Origin of the sequence: Nocardioides sp. Root122 (assembly GCF_001425025.1) — a bacterium.
Classification (GTDB): domain Bacteria; phylum Actinomycetota; class Actinomycetes; order Propionibacteriales; family Nocardioidaceae; genus Nocardioides.
The window spans coordinates 36,308-56,562 of sequence record NZ_LMDE01000014.1 but is presented as its reverse complement, the minus strand read 5'-3'; the positions used below and the strand labels follow the sequence as shown (position 1 = coordinate 56,562).

At 70.4% G+C, this 20,255-nt stretch carries 20 protein-coding genes; 9 read left to right on the top strand and 11 right to left on the bottom strand.

From position 1 onward, the window contains the following. Positions 1–4 precede the first annotated feature (4 nt). The 3 genes from gnd to dnaA form a co-directional block, all read right to left on the bottom strand. On the bottom strand, positions 5–979 hold the full coding sequence (gene gnd, locus ASC64_RS18725; RefSeq protein ID WP_082550657.1) for a phosphogluconate dehydrogenase (NAD(+)-dependent, decarboxylating): 975 nt from the start codon (positions 977–979) through the stop codon (positions 5–7). 137 nt (positions 980–1,116) lie between these two features. Next, positions 1,117–2,253: a DNA polymerase III subunit beta gene (dnaN, locus tag ASC64_RS18720; protein ID WP_056909079.1), complete on the bottom strand. Its 1,137-nt coding sequence runs from the start codon at positions 2,251–2,253 to the stop codon at positions 1,117–1,119. Between the two features lie 411 nt (positions 2,254–2,664). After that, on the bottom strand, positions 2,665–4,101 hold the full coding sequence (gene dnaA, locus ASC64_RS18715) for a chromosomal replication initiator protein DnaA (protein WP_056909078.1): 1,437 nt from the start codon (positions 4,099–4,101) through the stop codon (positions 2,665–2,667). A 519-nt stretch (positions 4,102–4,620) separates the two neighbouring features. On the opposite strand from dnaA, the gene rpmH reads away from it, so the two are divergent. The 8 genes from rpmH to ASC64_RS18675 all read left to right on the top strand — a co-directional run bounded on the left by rpmH (position 4,621) and on the right by ASC64_RS18675 (position 9,950). Further along, complete coding sequence (rpmH, locus tag ASC64_RS18710; protein WP_056156542.1) at positions 4,621–4,758, top strand: 50S ribosomal protein L34; 138 nt, start codon at positions 4,621–4,623, stop codon at positions 4,756–4,758. Positions 4,759–4,783: 25 nt separating this feature from the next. Continuing rightward, positions 4,784–5,137, top strand: a complete 354-nt coding sequence (gene rnpA / locus ASC64_RS18705) for a ribonuclease P protein component (protein ID WP_056909077.1) — start codon at positions 4,784–4,786, stop codon at positions 5,135–5,137. After that, complete coding sequence (yidD, locus tag ASC64_RS18700) at positions 5,134–5,388, top strand: membrane protein insertion efficiency factor YidD (protein ID WP_056909076.1); 255 nt, start codon at positions 5,134–5,136, stop codon at positions 5,386–5,388. Before rnpA ends, yidD begins: the two co-directional genes overlap by 4 nt. After that, on the top strand, positions 5,389–6,339 hold the full coding sequence (yidC, locus tag ASC64_RS18695) for a membrane protein insertase YidC (protein WP_056909075.1): 951 nt from the start codon (positions 5,389–5,391) through the stop codon (positions 6,337–6,339). 62 nt (positions 6,340–6,401) lie between these two features. Beyond that, the gene (locus tag ASC64_RS18690; protein WP_156385292.1) at positions 6,402–6,986 is read left to right on the top strand and encodes a Jag family protein; all 585 of its coding nucleotides are present in this window, start codon (positions 6,402–6,404) and stop codon (positions 6,984–6,986) included. Then, the gene (gene rsmG / locus ASC64_RS18685; protein ID WP_056909074.1) at positions 6,983–7,708 is read left to right on the top strand and encodes a 16S rRNA (guanine(527)-N(7))-methyltransferase RsmG; all 726 of its coding nucleotides are present in this window, start codon (positions 6,983–6,985) and stop codon (positions 7,706–7,708) included. Before ASC64_RS18690 ends, rsmG begins: the two co-directional genes overlap by 4 nt. Before the next feature lie 12 nt (positions 7,709–7,720). Beyond that, entirely contained in the window at positions 7,721–8,860 is a 1,140-nt protein-coding gene (locus tag ASC64_RS18680) for a ParA family protein (protein ID WP_327152690.1), read from the top strand. Positions 8,861–8,936: 76 nt separating this feature from the next. After that, on the top strand, positions 8,937–9,950 hold the full coding sequence (locus ASC64_RS18675) for a ParB/RepB/Spo0J family partition protein (protein ID WP_056909072.1): 1,014 nt from the start codon (positions 8,937–8,939) through the stop codon (positions 9,948–9,950). A gap of 492 nt (positions 9,951–10,442) precedes the next feature. Here the strand turns inward: ASC64_RS18675 and ASC64_RS18670 are convergent, their stop codons facing one another. Next, positions 10,443–11,222, bottom strand: a complete 780-nt coding sequence (locus tag ASC64_RS18670; protein WP_056909071.1) for a lysophospholipid acyltransferase family protein — start codon at positions 11,220–11,222, stop codon at positions 10,443–10,445. An 83-nt stretch (positions 11,223–11,305) separates the two neighbouring features. Next, positions 11,306–12,520 (bottom strand): pyridoxal phosphate-dependent aminotransferase, encoded by a 1,215-nt coding sequence (locus ASC64_RS18665; protein WP_056909070.1) that lies wholly within the window; start codon positions 12,518–12,520, stop codon positions 11,306–11,308. Positions 12,521–12,563: 43 nt separating this feature from the next. On the opposite strand from ASC64_RS18665, the gene ASC64_RS18660 reads away from it, so the two are divergent. Next, positions 12,564–13,208 (top strand): GNAT family N-acetyltransferase, encoded by a 645-nt coding sequence (locus ASC64_RS18660; protein ID WP_056909069.1) that lies wholly within the window; start codon positions 12,564–12,566, stop codon positions 13,206–13,208. Positions 13,209–13,387: 179 nt separating this feature from the next. Here the strand turns inward: ASC64_RS18660 and trxA are convergent, their stop codons facing one another. From trxA to murJ, 6 genes are all read right to left on the bottom strand, one after another. After that, the gene (trxA, locus tag ASC64_RS18655; protein ID WP_056909068.1) at positions 13,388–13,711 is read right to left on the bottom strand and encodes a thioredoxin; all 324 of its coding nucleotides are present in this window, start codon (positions 13,709–13,711) and stop codon (positions 13,388–13,390) included. Positions 13,712–13,907: 196 nt separating this feature from the next. Next, complete coding sequence (gene trxB / locus ASC64_RS18650; RefSeq protein ID WP_056909067.1) at positions 13,908–14,936, bottom strand: thioredoxin-disulfide reductase; 1,029 nt, start codon at positions 14,934–14,936, stop codon at positions 13,908–13,910. 115 nt (positions 14,937–15,051) lie between these two features. Then, positions 15,052–15,807 carry a hypothetical protein gene (locus tag ASC64_RS18645; RefSeq protein ID WP_056909066.1) on the bottom strand — a complete coding sequence of 252 codons (756 nt, stop codon included), beginning with the start codon at positions 15,805–15,807 and terminating at the stop codon, positions 15,052–15,054. A 52-nt stretch (positions 15,808–15,859) separates the two neighbouring features. After that, positions 15,860–16,540, bottom strand: a complete 681-nt coding sequence (gene sigM / locus ASC64_RS18640; RefSeq protein WP_235563824.1) for an RNA polymerase sigma factor SigM — start codon at positions 16,538–16,540, stop codon at positions 15,860–15,862. 7 nt (positions 16,541–16,547) lie between these two features. Further along, complete coding sequence (locus ASC64_RS18635; protein ID WP_156385291.1) at positions 16,548–18,539, bottom strand: protein kinase family protein; 1,992 nt, start codon at positions 18,537–18,539, stop codon at positions 16,548–16,550. Between the two features lie 70 nt (positions 18,540–18,609). Beyond that, on the bottom strand, positions 18,610–20,250 hold the full coding sequence (gene murJ / locus ASC64_RS18630; RefSeq protein ID WP_056909063.1) for a murein biosynthesis integral membrane protein MurJ: 1,641 nt from the start codon (positions 20,248–20,250) through the stop codon (positions 18,610–18,612). Between the last annotated feature and the right edge of the window lie 5 nt (positions 20,251–20,255).

Genomic DNA, 20,255 nt, shown 5'->3' with positions numbered 1-20,255 from the left:
TGGCCTAGCTCTCGCCCTGCTCCCGGTCGGAGCCCGCGCCGGCCTTCTGGGCGGTCTCGGACTGCTCCGCGCCGGTGCTGCCCTCGGCGTCGCCGCCCTTGGGCGCGGTCGAGCGCACCGCGTGGCCACCGAACTGGTTGCGCATCGCGGCCACGGCCTTCATCGTCGGGGAGTCGTCCTGCTGGGAGACGAACCGGGCATAGAGCGCGGCGGTGATCGCCGGGGTGGCGACGCCGTGCTCGATCCCCGCCTCGACGGTCCAGCGGCCCTCGCCGGAGTCTGCGGCGTAGCCGGCGATCTTGCTCAGCCCGGGGTCCTCGTCGAGGGCGTTGACCATCAGGTCGAGCAGCCACGAGCGGATGACCGTGCCCTCGCGCCACGACCGGAAGACCTCGGTGACGTTGTCGGTGAGCTCGGCCTTGTCGAGCAGCTCCCAGCCCTCGGCGTAGGCCTGCATGATCGCGTACTCGATGCCGTTGTGGACCATCTTGCTGAAGTGGCCCGCGCCGACCTTGCCGGCGTGCACCGAGCCGAAGTCGCCCTCGGGCTTGAGGGCGTCGAAGGCCTCCTGGACCTTGGCGACGTCGTCGGCGTCGCCGCCGTACATCAGCGCGTAGCCGTTCTCGAGGCCCCAGACACCGCCGGAGACGCCGCAGTCGACGTAGCCGATGCCCTTCTCGGCGAGCAGCTCGGCGTTGGCGATGTCGTCGGTCCACCGCGAGTTGCCGCCGTCGACCACCACGTCGCCCTCGCCGAGCAGGTCGGCGAGCTCCTTGACCGTCGCGCGGGTCGGGTCGCCGGCGGGCACCATCACCCACACGACCTTGGGGCTGGGCAGTGCCTCGACCAGCGCTGTGAGCGAGTCGACGTCGCTGACGTCGGGGTTGCGGTCGTAGCCGACCACCGTGAGTCCGGCGCGCCGCATGCGCTCGCGCATGTTGCCGCCCATCTTGCCGAGGCCGATGAGTCCGATGTCCATGTCCGGAGCGTAGCCGTGCAGGAGGAACGAGTGCACGGCGCAGCGGAGGAGGTTGAGGAAGCGCCCGACCGAGGAACGAGGTCGGGACGGCGCGACGAAACCCCCGGGATGTGCCTGGCAGCCTGGGTCCGGAAGCCTCAGCTCAGCAGGCGTCGCGGCATCAGGAGGTAGCGGAACGAGCTCGAGTCGTCGTCCGCGTCGGTGCCGGAGATGACGACGGGCTTCGTCGCCTGGGTGAAGGCGAGGTCGACGAACTCCCCGTCGATGGCGGTGAGGCCGTCGAGGAGGAACTGCGGGTTGAAGCCGGTGGTCAGGTCGTCACCGGTGATGTCGGCGTCGACGGCCTCGGTCGCCATCGCCTCGTCGCCCGAACCGGCGTCGAGCACGATCTGGTGGTCGCCGAACTTCATCTGCACGGCGGTGTTGCGCTCGGCCACGAGGGCGACGCGCTTGACGGTCTCGATCAGCTCGGCCTTGTTGACCTTGGCGACGGTGAGGTGCTCGGCCGGGAAGAGGGAGCGGACCTTCGGGAACTCGCCGTCGAGCAGGCGGGTAGTCGTGCGGCGGACACCACCGAGACCCGTGCCCTCGAATCCGATGAGTCCCTCGCCGGTGCCGCCCGAGCTGAGCGCGATCGTCACCTCGGCGCCCGAGGTCAGGGACTTGGCGGTGTCGCCGAGCACCTTCGCGGGGACCAGCGCGGCCACCGAGGCGTCGGGGGACTGCGGGTTCCAGGTGAGCTCGCGGTGGGAGAGGCGGAAGCGGTCGGTGGCGAGCAGCGCCATGGTGGAGCCGTCGATCTCGATCCGTACGCCGGTGAGCACGGGCAGCATGTCGTCGCGGCCCGCGGCGGTCACCGCCTGGGACACGGCGTGGGCGAAGTCGGCGCTCGAGACGGTGCCGGTGGCGGACGGCATCTCGGGCAGCGTCGGGTAGTCGGCGACCGGCATGGTCTGCAGGCTGAACCGGGCGGAGCCACAGGTGAGCGAGACGCGGGGGCCGTCGAGGGTGAGCTCGACGGGCTTGGCCGGGAGGCTGCGGCAGATGTCGGCCAGGAGCCGGCCACTGACCAGCGCCTTGCCCTCGTCGTTGACCTCCGCGGTGAGGGTGGCGCGCGCCGAGGTCTCGTAGTCGAAGGTCGAGAGCATCAGGCCCGCGTCGCTCGCCTCGATCAGCAGACCGGCCAGCACCGGCGAGCTGGGACGGACAGGGAGGCTGCGAGCAGCCCAGGCGACGGCATCGGCGAAGACGTCGCGTTCGACGCGGAACTTCACAAGGGTCTCCTCAGGGAGAGGTGGTGCGGAGAGGGCGGGGCGATCGGGCAGACAAGAAGACGCGCACAGGCGCGTGGGATGAGCATCCTGCCACGCGCTTCCGACACGGCGGGAGGGTTCTCCCCAGAGGGAGCGCGGTTCGGTGTTGGTGGGAGATCGGACCAGTCTTCAGGTTCGTAGTGGTCATAGGGTCCGTGGAAACTGTGGAGAACTCGTGTTTGCGCAGGTCAGGCGGTCGCACCCATGTGCACACGGGGTGTGGACGCCGTGGGGGCGGCTTGGTGGCGGTGTGGACGGGCGAGCGGATCCGTGTGGTTCGTCCCCATGAGTCCACAGGGGCTGGGGACGACGCGGCGGACCGAACCACAACTTCTCCACACCGAGCGGCCCGGCTCGAGGTGGACCACAGCCTCAGGCCTGGCGGGCCTGCATCTTCACGCGGTTGGTGAGCTCGCTGACCTGGTTGAAGACCGCGCGGCGCTCGGCGAGCAGCTGGCGGATCTTGCGATCGGCGTACATCACCGTGGTGTGGTCGCGTCCGCCGAACTCACGTCCGATCTGGGGCAGCGACATGCTGGTGAGCTCGCGACAGAGGTACATCCCGATCTGTCGGGCCATCACCAGGTGCCGTCCGCGTGAGGGACCGGTGAGGTCCTCGAGCGAGACGCCGAAGTAGGCCGCGGTCTGGGCGATGATGAGCGCGTGGGTGATCTCCGGCTCGCCACCCTCGGGGATCAGGTCCTTGAGCACGATCTCGGCCAGGGTCATGTCGACCTCCTGGCGGTTGAGGTTCGCGAAGGCCGTCACGCGGATCAGCGCACCCTCGAGCTCGCGGATGTTGGTCTGGATCTTCGAGGCGATGAACTCCAGGACGTCCGGCGGCGCGGTGAGCCGGTCCATCGCGGCCTTCTTGCGCAGGATCGCGATGCGGGTCTCGAGGTCCGGCGGCTGCACGTCGGTGATGAGTCCCCACTCGAACCGGTTGCGGAGCCGGTCCTCCAGGGCCTCGAGCCGCTTGGGCGCGCGGTCGGACGTCAGCACGATCTGCTTGTTGGCGTTGTGGAGGGTGTTGAACGTGTGGAAGAACTCCTCCTGCGTCTGCGTCTTGCCCTCGAGGAACTGGATGTCGTCGATCAGCAGCACGTCGACGTCGCGGTAGCGGCGCTTGAAGCGGTCCTGCCGGTCGTCGCGGATGGCGTTGATGAACTCGTTGGTGAACTCCTCGCTGGAGACGTAGCGCACCTTGGCGTTGCTGTAGAGGCTGCGGACGTAGTGCCCGATCGCGTGCAGCAGATGCGTCTTGCCCAGGCCGGACTCGCCGTAGACGAGCAGCGGGTTGTAGGCCTTGCCCGGGGCCTCGGCGACCGCGACGGCGGCGGCGTGCGGAAAGCGGTTGGACGAGCCGATGACGAAGGTCTCGAACGTGTACTTGGGGTTGAGCCGGGTCTCGAGCGCTGACGGGCGGCGCTCACCCTGGCCCATCGAGGGCTCGGGGTCGGACATCGCCGGCGGCGCCTGCTCGAGAGGACGCGCGTCATTTGTCGACAAAGCGATAGATCCATCTGTCGATTCGTCGATCTGTGGCGGTGCCTCGGACTCGAGCGCGGGGTTCACCGTGACGAGCATCCGGATCTCGCGACCGAAGCCCTCGGTCAGGGCGTCCTCGATGTGGTTGCGCAGCCGGCCCTCGAGCTGGTTGCGGGTGAAGTCGTTGGGCACGGCGATGATCGCGGTGTTCTCGTGGAGCGTCATCGGCACGCTCGGGCGCAACCAGGCACGCTGGTTGGGCTGGAGGTCCTCGACGATCTGCTGCCACGCCGTTCCGAGATCTACCTGCTGGTCGTCCACCCGGACCGCCTTCGCTGTTTCATATTCGAGTCACAGTCTGAGTCACACCGGGTGCAACGCCGCGCCCGAGTCCACAGAGTTGTCCACAAGCTGTGAACTGATGAGCCCGATCGCTGCGACCGGGCTCCCCACGCTGCTCCAGCCGGCGATCCTTCCAGCGTTTGCGCAGGTCAGAGGCGGAATCAGACACCATGTGACCCGGGTCACAGCGCACTGCGGACCCTGGACGAACCGTGGTTTTCGCAGACCGCGGAGACAGGGAACGTAACAACCCGGCGAGGCCTCGGGCAAGACGTCATCCACAGGCCGGCCCGCAGGGAGGTCCCGTGGGTTTGACCCCCTCTTTCCCCACCGCGTACCGTTGGCCGGTCGCTCCTTGTCGACGGGTGCCGCATGTCCACGATCCGCCACACGGCGGCCGCGTGGGTGGGCGGTGCCGGCCGAATCTGGAACTCGGGTCCAGGCCAGCACCGACTCGCTGTGGAGTGGACATCCCTCGAAACCTTCGGAGAAATAGCCGTGAGCAAGCGTACCTACCAGCCGAACAACCGTCGCCGTCACAAGGTGCACGGTTTCCGCCTCCGCATGCGGACCCGCGCCGGTCGCTCGATCCTGTCCAGCCGTCGCCGCAAGGGCCGCAAGAGCCTGGCCGTCTGACGGCCAGGGCTCACGGCACCCCGCCGTGCTCTCCACCGTCAACCGACTGACCGACAGCGACGGCTTCCGTCGCGCTGTCCGCAGCGGACGACGGGCCGGCTCGACGACGCTGGTGGTCCACCTCGCGTGGGACCCCGACGCCGACGCCGGCCCTCCCCAGGTGGGATTCACGGTCAGCAAGGCCGTGGGCAACGCCGTCACACGCACGCGCGTGAAGAGACGACTTCGCCATCTGACCCGGGAGCACCTTCCACAGCTGGAGGCGCTTCCGGGTCGTGCTGCTCTCGTGGTCCGGGCACTGCCCGCCTCCGCCGAGGCGTCCTACTCGGCGCTCGGCGCGGACCTCGGCCGTACGCTCGAGCGCGTGAGCAGGCCATGAAGCACGTCCTCATCGCCTTCATCCGTGCGTGGCGCTTCGCGATCAGCCCGCTCTACGGCCAGGTGTGCCGCTACCACCCGACGTGCTCGGCGTACGCCCTCGAGGCGGTCACCGTGCACGGTGCGGTGCGGGGAACCTGGCTCTCGCTGCGCCGTATCGGCCGCTGCCACCCGTGGGCGGCCGGCGGCTACGACCCCGTCCCCTCCCGCGCCACTCCGGCCGCGGAGTCCCCTGCAACACGAGGAGCATGAGTGCTCGACTTCTTCGGATCCATCGGCCACGCGATCATGGTGCCGCTCTACTACGCGGTGTCCTTCGTGCTGGTCGGCATCCACAAGATGCTCTCCACGGTCCTCGACCCGGCCGGTGGCGCCGCGTGGATCCTGTCGATCGTGGGACTGACCCTGGTCATCCGGGCCGCGCTGATCCCGCTCTTCGTGAAGCAGATCAAGTCCAGCCGGAACATGCAGCTCATCCAGCCCAAGGTGCGGGAGCTGCAGAAGAAGTACGGGCACGACCGGGAGAAGCTCGCCCAGGAGACGATGAAGCTCTACAAGGACTCGGGCACCAACCCGTTCGCCTCGTGCCTTCCGATCCTGCTGCAGATGCCGATCTTCCTGGCGCTCTTCCGGATGCTCGACCAGGCCTCGAAGAAGGGCAAGGCGCACGGCTTCCTCGACGAGGAGCTCGCCAAGCAGTTCGGTGACTCCAGGCTCTTCGACAAGATCCCGGTCTCCGGCACGTTCCTCAACAACGACGGCGTCACGGGCGTCATGGTCGTCGCCGCGGTGCTCGTGCTTGCGATGACCGCCACCACCTTCATGACCCAGCGCCAGCTGATGAGCAAGAACATGCCGGCCGACGCACTCTCGGGCCCCTACGCCCAGCAGCAGAAGATGCTGCTCTACGTCCTGCCCGTGGTGTTCGCGGTCGGCGGCATCGCGTTCCCGATCGGCGTCCTCGTCTACTGGACGGTCTCGAACCTCTGGACCATGTGCCAGCAGTTCTACGTGATCCGCAACAACCCGGCGCCCGGCACCCCGGCCGCGAAGGCCAAGGAGGAGCGCGACCGGGCGAAGGGCAAGGTCCCCGCCGGTCAGGCGGCCACCGAGCCCGAGGTGGTCGTGGAGGAGCCCAAGGCTCCCCGCGCGCAGCCACAGCGGCAGACCAAGGCGCAGCGCAACAAGAAGAAGAAGCGCTGACCCAGACTTCCACGGCGGACCGCGTGCGGTGCCGCCGACGCAACGACAAGCAGGAGACACACGTGAGCGACCAGTTGACCGGCGCGGATGCCGTCGAGACCGAGCCGGCGGACACCGAGAGCACCGACACCGAAGGCACTGACAGCGATGCCGGCGAGCCCACCGAGGGCGCGTCTGCTCGTCCGTCGAAGGTCGAGCGCCTCGAGCACGAGGGCGACATCGCTGCCGACTACCTCGAGGAGCTGCTCGACATCGCGGACCTCGACGGCGACCTCGACATGGACGTCGAGGGTGATCGCGCCAGCGTGCAGATCGACGGCGCCGACCTCAGCCAGCTCGTCGGCCGCAACGGTGAGGTCCTCGAGGCGCTCCAGGAGCTGACTCGCCTTGCTGTCTACCGCGAGACCGGTGAGCGCTCGCGCCTCATGCTCGACGTCGGCGGCCACCGTGCGGAGCAGCGCAAGCGCCTGGTGGCCCTGGCCGAGACCTCGATCGCCGAGGTGAAGGAGTCGGGCGAGTCCCTGTCGCTCGAGCCGATGAGCGCCTTCGAGCGCAAGGTCGTCCACGACGCCGTCGCCGCAGCCGGCCTCACGTCCGAGTCCGAGGGCGCCGAGCCGAAGCGCCACGTGGTGATCCTCCCGGCGTGAGCGACGACGTTTCACGTGAAACACCCTCCGTGCCGGAAGCGGCGCGGAGGGTGTTCGCGTCCGAGCGCCTCGACCTCGCGGCGCGGTACACCGAGCTCCTCGCGACCGAAGGGGTCCTGCGCGGCCTGATCGGGCCGCGAGAGGCGCCTCGGCTGTGGGAACGGCACGTGTTGAACTCGGCGGTCCTCGCTGAGGCGATTCCTGCAGACGCCACCGTGTGCGACATCGGGACCGGTGCCGGGCTCCCCGGCTTGGTCGTTGCCATTGCGCGTCCCGACCTGCAGATGACGCTCGTCGAGCCTCTCCTGCGTCGGACGACCTTCCTCGACGAGGTCATCGCGGAGCTCGGGCTGTCCCACGTCACGGTCGTCCGGGGCCGCGCGGAGCATCTGCACGGGGTGTCGACGTTCGACGTCGTGACGTCTCGCGCCGTGGCACCCTTGGTGCGGCTGCTCGGGTGGTCGATGCCCTTGGTCGCGCCGACCGGCGCACTCATGGCGATGAAGGGCCGCTCGGTCCAGGACGAGGTCGAAGAGGCTGAGGAGTTCCTCCACAGATGGCGATGCGGCGTTCCAGAGGTGTTCGAAGTGGGTATCGGTGTGGCGGACCCACCGACGACGGTGGTCCGTGTCCCCTGGGCCGATCCCACGCAGATAGGTTGGCCCCTTGCCCGTGAGTCCAAGCGGCGCCCTTCGAGGCGTTCGCGGCGTGCAGCACAGTGAGAGGTGTCTGAGGTGACCGACGGTCGCACCGAGAACGCGGACTGGCGTCCCGAGAGCAATGCGGATGGAAAGTTTTCCACCGGCTCCGGCACGCCTGCTGAGCGGGTTTCTCCACAGGATGACGCGATTCATCCACAGGTGCCCGGCGGCGTGGATGTTTCACGTGAAACGCCCGCGCGCGATGTTTCACGTGAAACCCGCCCCGCATGGCAGGTCCGGACCGCAGCCGACATCGCCGTCGACGGGCCCGACTTCACGGACCACGCCACGCCGCTCGCCCAAGCGGCCCAGCACTCGGTGCTGGCTCGTTCCGGCGGGCTGCGCCGTCACGGTGTTCCGCGCCCCGATGCCACCCGGGTGTTCGTCGTGGCGAACCAGAAGGGCGGCGTGGGCAAGACCACGTCGACAGTCAACGTCGCGGCTGGACTGGCCCAGCTCGGCCAGAAGGTCCTTGTCATCGACCTCGACCCTCAAGGCAACGCGTCGACCGCCCTCAGCATCGAGCACCACCGAGGTGTGCCCTCGACGTACGACATGCTCGTCGACGGGCAGCCTCTCGTCGAGGTGATGACCGAGTGCGCCGACCTGCCGGGTCTCTGGGTCGTGCCCGCCACGATCGACCTGGCCGGCGCGGAGATCGAGCTCGTCAGTGTCGTCGCCCGCGAGCAGCGCCTGGCGCGGGCGATCGCGGCGCACCCCCAGATCGGGTCGGCGGACGACGTCGGTGACGAGCGCTTCGACTACGTCTTCGTGGACTGCCCGCCCTCACTGGGGCTGCTGACCCTCAACGCTCTCGTGGCCGGCCGGGAGATGTTCATCCCGATCCAGGCGGAGTACTACGCCCTCGAAGGCCTCGGACAGCTGCTGGAGACCGTGGAGATGGTGCGCCAGCACCTCAACCCCGAGCTCATCGTCTCGACCATCCTGCTGACCATGTACGACGCCCGGACCCGCCTCGCGGCCGGGGTCGCCGACGAGGTGCGCAGCCACTTCGGTGACCAGGTGCTCAAGACCGCCGTGCCCCGTTCGGTCAGGGTCTCGGAGGCGCCGTCGTACGGACAGACCGTGATGACCTACGATCCGGCGTCGGCGGGTGCGCTCTCCTACCTGGAGGCGGCTCGGGAGATCGCCAGCAAGGGAGCCCCCGGGTGACGAACGCCCGCACGAGCACCCCGCTGCGGGCCACTCCCGCGCTCCGCTCCCCCGAACCACCTCACGAGGACACCCCATGAACGCCAACCCGCCCCGCCGAGGACTCGGACGCGGCCTGGGGTCGCTGATCCCGACCGCCCCGTCCCAGGCCCCGGCCTCGGAGTCCGCCGACCCGGCGGCGACCACGACCGCACCGTCGTCGAACGGCACCTCGGCGTCATCGCCCACGAGGGTCCACGACGGAGCAGACGCCGGCACGCCGGGCGGGGGAACCGTCGCCGGGGCGTACTTCGCCGATCTGCCCATCAGCCAGGTCCGGCCCAATGCCCGCCAGCCTCGCCAGGTCTTCGAGGAGGAGGCGCTCGCCGAGCTCGTCCACTCGATCCGCGAGGTGGGCCTGCTCCAGCCCGTCGTCGTCCGCAAGGACGGCGAGGACTCCTATGAGCTCATCATGGGTGAGCGTCGGTGGCGCGCTTCCCAGGAGGCCGGCCGCGACACGATCCCCGCGATCGTCCGCGAGACCGACGACACCGACATGCTGCGCGACGCGCTGCTGGAGAACCTCCATCGCTCCCAGCTCAACCCGTTGGAGGAAGCGGCTGCCTACGGACAGCTGCTCGAGGACTTCGGGTGCACCCACGAGGAGCTGGCCCAGCGCATCGGCCGCTCCCGGCCGCAGATCTCCAACACGCTCCGCCTGCTCAAGCTCTCGCCGGCCGTCCAGCGTCGTGTCGCCGCCGGCGTGCTGTCCGCCGGCCACGCCCGCGCTTTGCTCACCGTCGAGGACCCGGGGCTGCAGGACAAGCTCGCGTCGCGCGTGACGGCCGAGGGAATCTCCGTGCGTGGTCTCGAGGAGATCGTGTCCATGGGCGTCGAGGCCGAGGACGCTCCGCGCGTGGTGCGGCGCAAGCCGGTGGCCCCCGGTCTGGCCGAGCTCGCCGACCGCTTGTCCGACCGGCTCGAGACGCGGGTCAAGGTCGACCTGGGCAAGGCCAAGGGCAAGATCACCGTGGAGTTCGCCAGCCTCGAGGACCTGCGCCGGATCGTGGACGTCATGGACCCCCGCAACCGCGAGGACCGACCCATCTGAGACGGCCAGCGGCCTGCGAGGTACGAGCAGGTCGCGTGGGTCCGGCCAGGTTGAGCAAGCGACGTCCCTGAGCTCGCGAAGGGACACGAGCGCGTCGAAGCCCCTCGTGGGAGGCGGGGCCATCTGAGCGGACACGTGGTTTCGAGGCTCGCTCCGCTCGCACCTCAACCACCGAGGGTGACGTGGTTTCGAGGCTCGAGCCGCTCGGACCTCAACCATCGAGGGGTGACGTGGTTTCGAGGCTCGCTCCGCTCGGACCTCAACCATCGAGGGGTGACGTGGTTTCGAGGCTCGCTCCGCTCGCACCTCAACCACCGAGGGGTGCCGTGGTTTCGAGGCTCGCTCCGCTCGCACCTCAACCACCGAGGGTCTGGATCCTGGCAGGTGGTCTCGAGGCTCGCTCCGCTCGCACCTCAACCCCCGGCGGATGCTTTCAGGCCGACCCTTTCACGCTCAATGTCGACAAAACGACATAGAGACCTGTCGACAGATCTACTTGTCGCTCTGTCGCTTTGCCCGCTTCTCGGCACGCTTGCGGGCTCGCTCGCGCTTCTCCGCGGCGTCGAGCGCCTCGGCCTCTTCGAGCGTGGGGGCGGAACCGCCCATGGAGGCCGGGACCCACCAGGAGCCGGGCGGCTGCTCGGCGGCGGGGTACGACGCGATCGTCTCAGCCAGCATGCCGCTCATCCGGCGCCGGAGCTCGGCGGTGTCGCCGACCGGGTCGTCGCCGGTCGGGTGCATGGCCTCGCCCACGGTGATCGCGATGGTCTTGCCGCGGGAGAAGTCGCGCGGGTGGTCCTTGGTGAGCATCCGCTGCGTGCCCCAGAGGATGACCGGCACGAGAGGTACGCCGGCCGCCGCCGCGATGCGTACGGCACCGGTCTTGAACTCCTTCAGCTCCATGGCCCGAGAGATGGTCGCCTCGGGGAAGATTCCCACCGCCTCGCCCTGACGCAGGTAGTCGACCGCGGTGTGGAAGCTCGCCACGCCCTCGCCGCGATCCACCTCGATGTGGTGCAGCGAGCGCATCAGGGGGCCGGCAGCCTGGTGGTCGAACAGCTCGCGCTTGGCCATGAACCTCACCAGTCGGCGCGAGGGATGCGCGGCGAAGCCTCCGTAGATGAAGTCGACGTAGCTGACGTGGTTGTAGGCCAGCAGGACCCCACCATCGCGGGGCACGTGGTCCGTGCCGCTCATCTGGAAGGTCTGGCCGAGCGCCTTGAAGCCCGCGAGCGCCGTCCAGATGATCGGCGGGTAGGTGAGGTCACGCATGGGGGGAGCCTACGGAGCCGGAGGTGGGCCCCACCAGACGCCACTGGGGTGACTCACGGCACCTGTGCCGTCGGGGCAGGACGTCAGCGCCGCGTGGCGAGGAAGTCCGCGATCCGCCCGATCGCCTCCTCGAGCACGCTCGCCTCGGGCAGCGTGACCAGCCGGAAGTGGTCGGGTGCCGGCCAGTTGAAGCCGGTGCCGTGCGTGACGAGGATCTTCTTGGCGCGCAGCAGGTCGATGACGAACTCCTGGTCGTCCTCGATGGCGTAGACCTCCGGGTCCAGCCGCGGGAAGCAGTAGAGGGCGCCACGCGGCTTCACGTTGGTGACGCCGGGGATCTCGTTGAGCAGCCGGTGCGCGAGCATCGACTGCTCGTAGAAGCGCCCGCCGGGACCGATGAGCTCCTCGATGGACTGGTAGCCGCCGAGGGCGGTCTGGATCGCGTGCTGCGCCGGCACGTTGGCACACATGCGCATGTTGGCGATGAGCGTGAGGCCCTCGAGGAAGTCCGTCGCGAGCTCCTTGGGGCCCGAGATCATCACCCACCCGGCGCGGTAGCCGCACACCCGGTAGGCCTTGGAGAGACCCGAGAACGTCAGGACCAGCACGTCGTTGCCGCCGTAGGCCGCCGCATGGTGGTGCTCGGCGTCCTCGAACAGGATCTTCTCGTAGATCTCGTCGGCCATCACCACGAGCTGGTGGCGCCGCGCGATGTCGACGAGACCCTTGACCGTCGCCTCGCTGTAGACGGCACCCGTCGGGTTGTTGGGGTTGATGATGACGAGCGCGTGGGTGTTCTCGGTGATCTTCGACTCGATGTCGGCGAGGTCGGGGTTCCAGTCGTCGTCCTCGTCGCAGCGGTAGTGCACCGGGATGCCACCGGCGAGCGTCACCGCACCGGTCCAGAGCGGGTAGTCGGGGGCGGGGACCAGGATCTCGTTGCCGTCGTCGACGAACGCCTGCAGCACCATCGAGATGAGCTCGGAGACGCCGTTGCCGATGAAGATGTCCTCCACGCCGACGTCGCGCAGCCCGTGCGACTGGTAGTAGTGCATGACCGCGGTCCGCGCCGACCAGATGCCTTGCGAGTCGGCGTAGCCCTGGGACTGCGGCAGGTGGTGGATCATGTCGGCGAGGATCTGCTCGGGTGCCTCGAAGCCGAACGGTGCGGTGTTGCCGATGTTGAGCTTGAGGATGCGGTGGCCCTCGGCCTCGAGTCGCTGGGCCTCGACGAGGATGGGCCCGCGCACGTCGTAGCGGACGCCCTGCAGCTTCTTGCTCTGTCGGATCTGGCGCACGTCACCATCCTCGCAGGCCCACGACGCGGCTAGCATCGAGGACGTGTCCCGCAAGACCGAGCGCTTGACGGTCGACCACCTCGCGGAGCTGGCCGATCCGGTGCGGGCGTGCGTGTTCTGGGAGCTCGCGCCCGTCGACCGGGCGCGCCTCGACGAGGCCGAGCGGATCGCCGAGAAGGAGAGCTGGCTCTCCGGCGTGCTGCGCGACTGGGGCTCGTGCGGTCGGGTCGTGCGCGTCGACGGTCGCACGGTCGGCCACATCGTCTACGCCCCCGCCGCGCGCCTGCCCGGCGCCGCCGCGCTGCCCACCGCCCCGACGTCACCGGACGCGATCGTCGCCGCGACGGCGTGGATCGAGCCGTCGATGCGCGGCGGGGGACTGGGTCGCCTGCTGGTGCAGGCGATGGCCGCCGACCTCGTCGAGCGCGGCCACCCCGCGATCGAGGCGTACGGCGACACCCGGGGCCGCGCGGACGGCTGCGTGCTGCCGGCGGACTTCCTCGGCAGCGTCGGCTTCAAGACCCAGCGGGCGCACCCGACGACGCCCCGGATGCGGATGGAGCTGCGGAACGCGGTGTCCTGGAAGGACGAGGTCGAGCTCGCGCTCGAGCGGATGTGGGGCGTCGTACGTCCCACGCACAAGGCGACCCGCCCGATCGGATCGGTGCGGGCCGCCTCGGGCGACTGAACCGGCTTGGCGGTTGAGGTGCGAGCGGAGCGTGCCTCGAAACCCTCCGTCTCGGAGGACTGTTCCTCCCACGAGGGGTTTCGACGCGCTCGTCCGACTTCGCTTCGCTCAATCGTGTCGCTTGCTCAACCTGGCCACGCCCACGCCGACCACTCGTTCCTCGTGGTCGGCTGCGTGTCTCAGATGATGCCGTCGAGCTCCTTGAGGAGCGCGGCCTTGGGCTTGGCACCCACGATGGACTTCACGACCTCGCCGCCCTGGTAGACGTTGATGGTCGGGATGCCGGTGACGCGGTAGGACGAGGGGGTGACGGGGTTCTCGTCGACGTTCATCTTCAGGAAGGTGAGCTTGTCACCGTGCTCCTTGTTGAGCTCGTCGAGGATCGGGGCGACCTGGCGGCACGGGCCGCACCACTCCGCCCAGAAGTCCACCAGGACGGGCTTGTCGGACTTGAGGACCTGCGCCTCGAACTCGGCGTCGGTCACGGCGGCGATGTCGGCCACTGCGGTTGCCCCTTTCAGGAAGTCAGGTGTCATCGGGTGATGTCCTGAGTCAACACCACGCGTCTGACAGTTTGTTCCCGACGCCGCCGGCACGGGGGGTAGTTCACCGGGCAGTGGTCGTCGACAGAGCCACAGGGCGACGACGACCGGGCACGCAGAGGCCGGTGACCCGCGGGGAGCGGGTCGTACGGGGTGGTCAGGCGCCCGCGGTCTGCACCTCTTCGGCGATCGCCTCGACCGTTGCGGCCGCGTCTCCCGCCGTGGAGGCCTCGTGGTCGAGCGCCGCGATGAAGCGCTCGGCGTCGAGCGCCGCGGCGCAGCCGGTGCCGGCGGCGGTGATCGCCTGGCGGTAGTGGTGGTCGACGAGGTCGCCGGCCGCGAAGACGCCTGGGAGGTTGGTCTTGGTCGAGGGGTGGTCGACGAGGACGTAGCCGTCGTCGTCGAGGTCGACCTGCCCGGTGAGCAGCTCCGAGCGCGGGTCGTGGCCGATCGCGATGAACAGGCCGGTGACCTCGAGGTCGCGCTCCTCGCCCGTGACGGTGTCACGCAGGGTGATCGACTCGAGCTTGTCGGCGCCGTTGATCGCCGCGACCTCGGAGTTCCAGACCATCTCGAGCTTGGGGTCGGCGAAGGCGCGCTCCTGCATGATCTTCGAGGCGCGCAGCTCGTCGCGACGGTGGATCAGGTAGACCTTCGAGCCGAAGCGGGTGAGGAAGGTCGCCTCCTCGACGGCGGAGTCGCCTCCGCCGATCACCGCGATGGCCTGCTCGCGGAAGAAGAAGCCGTCGCAGGTCGCACACCAGGACACGCCGCGGCCCGACAGCTCCTCCTCGCGGGGCAGGCCGAGCTTGCGGTAGCCCGAGCCCGTGGCGAGGATCACCGAGCGCGCGGTGTAGGTGTCGGTGGCGGTCTTGACGACCTTGACGTCGCCCGTGAGGTCGACCTCGACGATGTCGTCGGAGACCAGCTCGGCGCCGAAGCGCTCGGCCTGCGCGCGCATCTCGTCCATCAGGGCCGGACCCATGATGCCGTCGCGGAAGCCGGGGAAGTTCTCCACCTCGGTCGTGTTCATCAGGGCGCCACCGGCGGTGACCGAGCCCTCGAACACGAGGGGGTTGAGCGAGGCGCGCGCCGCGTAGACGGCCGCGGTGTATCCCGAGGGTCCGGAGCCGATGATGATGACGTTGCGCGGTGTCGAATCGGCGTGGGCGGACGAGGTGCTCATGGGCGTTCAGCTGCTCCTGCGATTGCGGTGGGGGATCCGGTGCCGGGGGCACGCCGGACGTGCACCCTCCTCAACCGATCGTAGGCCAGCGTTGTTCCTGCCGTGTGCCGGCGGGTCAGGGGGCGGGCAGCGTGAGGGTGCGCACCGGCTCCTGGGTGCCGCAGACGTAGATTGCCACGCCCTGCGCGACACCGTCGGCTGGCTGGAACAGCACCACGCCGGGCTGTCCGTCGACCTGCGCGGTCACCCGGCGTCCCTTGCCCAGCTCCGGGACGCTGCAGGTTCGCATCAGGTCGAGCGTCTGACGCCGTTCGGCGCGGGGCGAGGACGGCGTCGAGCGCAGCGCCTCGACCTGCTCCGCGAGCTCGGGGTCGGTGCTGGACAGGGTGGGCACGGCGGCCAGCGGGGAGGGGCTGGCGGACTTGCTCTGCGGCGCCATCTCCTGGCTCGACGAGGCGCCGGCCTTGCCGTCCGCCTGGGCGCCGGCGTCGTCCTCGGCCATCGAGGTGCTCCGGTCGGCTCCGCCGGCGCTCGACCCGGCGTCGTCGCTGCCCTGCCCCCCGGGCAGCACCTGTCCGAGGGCCACGCCGGCGACCACCACGGCCGCAGCCGCCAGCAGGCCGGTGCCCACGAACCGGCGTCGGCGGGCAGCGAGGTCCACCACCGGAGCGCGCGGACCATCGTCCACCCCGGAGCCCGCGAGATCCTGCGTGACCTCAGCGGTGGCGGTCGACCGGTCGGCGACCAGGGCGGCGAGGGCCTCGTCGAGGCGGGCGACGACCTCGGGCGGTGTGGGCCCGACGTGCCGGGCGTCGGCGAGCAGCCGGCGTACGGCGTCGTGCTCCGGCGTCAGGTCGGGGGAGTCGGTCATCGGGTCACCTCCTCGCGGTCGGGGGGTCGGGAAGACGGGCAGGGCTGATCAGTCAGGGCGCAGGCGGGCCGCGTGGCCGGAGCATGGGTTGGACGGGACCGTCGGGAGGCGGGTTCCCGTGAGGCCGGTCACCGGGCGGGTGGTGCAGGTCGAGGAGCAGGGCGGCCAGCCTGGTGCGGCCGCGCGAGCACCGGGACTTCACCGTGCCCTCCGCGCAGCCCAGCATCTCCGCCACCTCGGCGACGGGGTAGCCCTCCATGTCGACCAGCACGAGTGCGGCGCGCTGTTCGGGCGGCAGGGTCCCCAGCGCCTCCAGCACGCGCCGCCGCCGCTCGGCGTCCTCCGCCGCGACGTCCGGCTGGTCGTCGTGCTCGGCGGTGGCGACGAGCGTGCCGCGGTCCTCGACGTCGTCGGGGAGGGCGTCGAACCGCCGGATCTTCGCGGCCCGGAGCCGGTCGAGACAGGCATTGACCACGACGCGGTGCAGCCACGTGGTCACCGCGGCCTCGCCGCGGAAGGAGCCGGCCCGCCGGAACGCGGCGATCATGCCGTCCTGGAGCCCGTCGGCGGCGTCCTCCGGGTTGCCCATGGTCCGCAGGGCCACCGCCCACAGCCGGTCGCGGTGACGGGAGAAGAGCACGCCGAACGCCTCGGCGTCACCGTCGAGGTGTGCCTGCAGCAGTGCGTGGTCGGTGCGGTCGTCGCTCATCCGCAGGCCACGACCCGGGGCCACGAGATGGTCATCCCAGCACCTGCACCTCGGCGATGGTGCCGCGGAACTCCCCGTCGACCTCGGGCAGCAGGGTCAGCCAGACCGTGACGTAGCGCCCGGAGACGGCCTCGTCGACGCTGATGGTGAGCTCACCCGTGCCGGAGGCGGTGCCGACCGGGGTGAGCTCGCTGATGCCCGTCGGCGCCGTCGAGGTGACGTAGGCCGCCAGCGACGTCTGGCCACCCACGGTCGTCACCACGACCTGGCGCACACCCTTCGCGGCGCCCAGGTCGACCACCACCCCGACACCGGTCTTGAGCCCGCTGGGGCCGAAGTTCTGGAGGTACGACGACGTGCTCCACGTCGTGCTGGGGTCGCCGTCGACCACGTTGGCCACCTGGTCGGGGTTCTCCTCGCGGGGCTCGGAACCCTGGGGATCGAAGTCGTCGGCGCTCAGACCGGTGAACGCGGTGGGCGGCGCGGCCGCCGAAGGGCTGCTCGACGTGCTCGGCTCGTCGTCCGAGCCGGGCATGGGCGGCTTGAGGCCGAGCTGGTAGGCCGCCACTGCGGCGACCATGACGAGCAGGCAGACCGCGACGATCATGGCCAGGCGGAACCAGCTGCGGCCCGGCACCCGGTCACCGGTGTCGTCGAGGCTCTCACCGGTGCCCCAGCGGTCGTCGGTCCACGACCCCGAGCCCCAGGCCCCGGTGTCGCGGGAGACCGGTCGGACCCCGGAGTCCGAGGCGTCCCAGGGCCAGTAGTCCTTGCCGGAGCCGGTCGCGGCCCGGCTGCCCGGTCGCGGACGGCGTACGGGCTCGCCCTCGGGCGGGTCGGGCGCGAACAGCGGCTTGGGCGGCAGGTCGTCGAGCGGCGGCGGCGGGGCGGGCTTGTCGCTGCGGGCGCGCAGCCAGTCGACCTCGTCGTCCTCGTGGAAGACCGGCATCCCGGCCTCGGTCGGCAGGTCCGTCGACGAGGTCGGGGCGCTCGGCGTCTCCGGGGCCTCAGCGGGGACGGAAGCGGGGTCGGCAGCGCCGGCGGGCGGCACGGCCTGCGCCACGACGGTGGTGTCCGGTCCGTCAGAGGCCGCCGGCACCTCCTCCGCTCCAGGATCCGCGTCAGGCTCCGTGTCGGTAGCCGCCACCGAGGTCTCCGCGGTGCGCTCGGCGCCGGGAGCCGGATCCGGTGCGACGGTCGGCAGGAGCGGTTGCGTCACGGCGGGTCGTACGCCCTGGACCGGCACCTGCGCGCCGGTGTGGTCGCCCACGAAGCCGAGGAGCATGTCGGAGATCGCACGGGCGCTGTGGTGGACCGGGTCGCCACTGGCCGTGGCGTGCGGGTTGAGGACCTGGTCGCAGAGCTGGTCGAGCGGACGCGGGATGCCGGCCCGGACGCGTCGCGGGCGCAGCACCGCGCCGTGCACCTCGGGCGCAGGTGGGACTGCGGAGCGGGACACCCCGGCCCACTTGCCGGTGAGTGCGCAGTAGAGCAGCCCGGCGAGGTCGATCTCGTCGACGCTGATCCGCCCTGGGGGCAGTCCGGCGAGGGCGGCCTCGACGCCGAAGCCGATGATCCGGATCTGGCCGTGCTGGTCGATCAGGACGTTCTCGGGGGACAGCCGGCCGTGCGCGAGCCCGGCCGCGTGCGCCTCCGCGATGCTGTCGGCCACCTCGCCGACGATCCAGGCGGCGCGCCGCGGGGCCAGCGGTCCCTCGCGGGTGAGCAGGATGTCGAGGGAGTCGCCCTGGCCCCACTCGTTGACGACGTAGCACCGGCCGTCGGCGACCTCCGCGTCGAGCACCCGCAGCAGCCGGCGGTTGATCACGGGCCCGGCCCGGCGTGCGGCCTCGAGGAGCGGTTCGGCGCGCTCGTCGTCGGCGCCGAGGATGTGCACGGCGACGGGGCGGTGCAGCACCAGGTCGTGGGCGCGCCAGAACCGGCCAGACCCGTTCTCGGCGAGCAGGTCGTCGAGGCGGTAGCGGTCGGCGAGCACGTCGCCGGCCTGCATCGACGTCGACATGTTCACCTCGTTCCCCACGTTCGCGGCCGCGTCCTGACGGTGCGCGCCTCTCGGGTCATCGTAGGGAGTCTCAGCCGCGACGCAGCCGCGCCGCGACGGTGTCGACCACGGAGGTCACCTCTCGGACCCGCAGCACACGCGCCCCGGCGAGGAGCACGACCGCGCCGGCGAGGCCGCTGAGGCCCCCACGGAGCAGGGCCAGGAACGGGCCGGGGCGCTCGCCGAGGCCCGAGAGGGCCCACTCGACCGACCAGGCCGCGGCCCCGGCTGCGGCCAGCACGACGAGCATCCGCACGAGGAAGCGGACCAGCTGCGGCGTCTGCAGACCACCGACCGTGCGTCGCAGGAGGACGAAGCTGATCGCCGCCCCGACGGCGTACGACACGAGATAGGCGACGACGAGCATCGGCGCGGTCTCCTCCGGCGGGCGGCGAGGCACCAGCGTCGTCGCCACGAGGATGTTGGTGGCCGACACCGCGAGCTGGATGAAGAAGACCAGCCGCGTCATCTCCATGGCGTAGAACCCGCGGAGCATGAAGTAGTGGACGGTGAAGAAGACCAGCGCAGGGCCGAACAGCGCGAGGGTGGGCGCGAAGCTCGCCGCGGTGTCCTCGGCGCCCGCCCAGCCGAACGCGAAGCCGGCCACGTCGCCGGCCACGACGGGGAGCACCACCGCGAAGGGCAGGACCAGCGCCAGTGACGTGCGCAGCGTGGAGCCGACCGTGCTGCCGAGCTCGGCGAGCCGGCCCTCGTGGGCGTAGGACGAGAGCCGCGGCAGGATCGCGGTGGCCAGCGAGACCGTGACGATCGAGTGCGGCACCATCATGATGAGCAGGCTCGCGGAGTAGATGGTGTAGCCGGTGCCCGGGCCACCGCCGGCGGTGCCGCCGGAGGCGAGCTTGACCACCACGAGGTACGCCGTCTGGGTCGCGATCACGAACAGCACGGTCCACACGCCCAGGGACAGCGTGTGCCGCAGCTCGGGGTCACGGAAGTCGAAGCGGGGCCGGTAGGTGAACCCGGACGCCCGCAGGTAGGGGAGCAGGACCAGGCACTGGGCGACGATGCCGAGGGTCGACCCGAGCCCCAGGAGCAGCTCCTGCCCGCTCCCCAGCGCCTCGTAGCGGGCAGGTCCGTCCCCGACCGGCCCCCACACCACCAGGTAGGCGCCCAGGATGCCGACGGAGATGACGTTGTTCGCGATCGGCGCCCACATCATCGGACCGAACCGGCCGCGGGCGTTGAGCACCTGCCCGACCAGGACGTACATGCCGTAGAAGAAGACCTGCGGCAGGCACCACCGGGTCAGGTCGACGATCGACTCCAGGTGGGCGACGCGGTCGGGCTCGAGGAACCGGTCGCTGAGGTAGACCCGCAGCAGCAGCGGCGCCAGCACCACCAGCAGTGCGGTGACGGTGGCGAGGAAGAGGGCCGAGAGCGTGATGACGCGGCTGGCGTAGGCGTCCCCGCCGTCGGGGTCGGCCTTGATGCGGCGGACCAGCTGCGGCACGAGCACCGCGTTGAAGATGCCGCCCGCCAGCAGGATGTAGACCATGTTGGGCAGGGTGTTGGCGATCGAGAACAGGTCGGCGCGCAGGACGCCGCCGAGCGCCACGACCAGCAGGGCACTGCGGATGAAGCCCGAGGCGCGGGAGAAGACGGTGCCGGCGGCCATCACCGCCGAGGACGCCAGGATCCTCTGCTCAGTCATCCGAC

Bases quoted from the DNA above. Each gene is read 5' to 3' on its own strand.
- gnd (WP_082550657.1), bottom strand. From the start codon at position 979: ATGGACATCGGACTCATCGGCCTCGGCAAGATGGGCGGCAACATGCGC.
- yidD (WP_056909076.1), top strand. From the start codon at position 5,134: ATGAAGCACGTCCTCATCGCCTTCATCCGTGCGTGGCGCTTCGCGATC.
- ASC64_RS18675 (WP_056909072.1), top strand. From the start codon at position 8,937: ATGAACGCCAACCCGCCCCGCCGAGGACTCGGACGCGGCCTGGGGTCG.
- ASC64_RS18670 (WP_056909071.1), bottom strand. From the start codon at position 11,222: ATGCGTGACCTCACCTACCCGCCGATCATCTGGACGGCGCTCGCGGGC.
- trxB (WP_056909067.1), bottom strand. From the start codon at position 14,936: ATGAGCACCTCGTCCGCCCACGCCGATTCGACACCGCGCAACGTCATC.
- ASC64_RS18645 (WP_056909066.1), bottom strand. From the start codon at position 15,807: ATGACCGACTCCCCCGACCTGACGCCGGAGCACGACGCCGTACGCCGG.
- ASC64_RS18635 (WP_156385291.1), bottom strand. From the start codon at position 18,539: ATGTCGACGTCGATGCAGGCCGGCGACGTGCTCGCCGACCGCTACCGC.
- murJ (WP_056909063.1), bottom strand. From the start codon at position 20,250: ATGACTGAGCAGAGGATCCTGGCGTCCTCGGCGGTGATGGCCGCCGGC.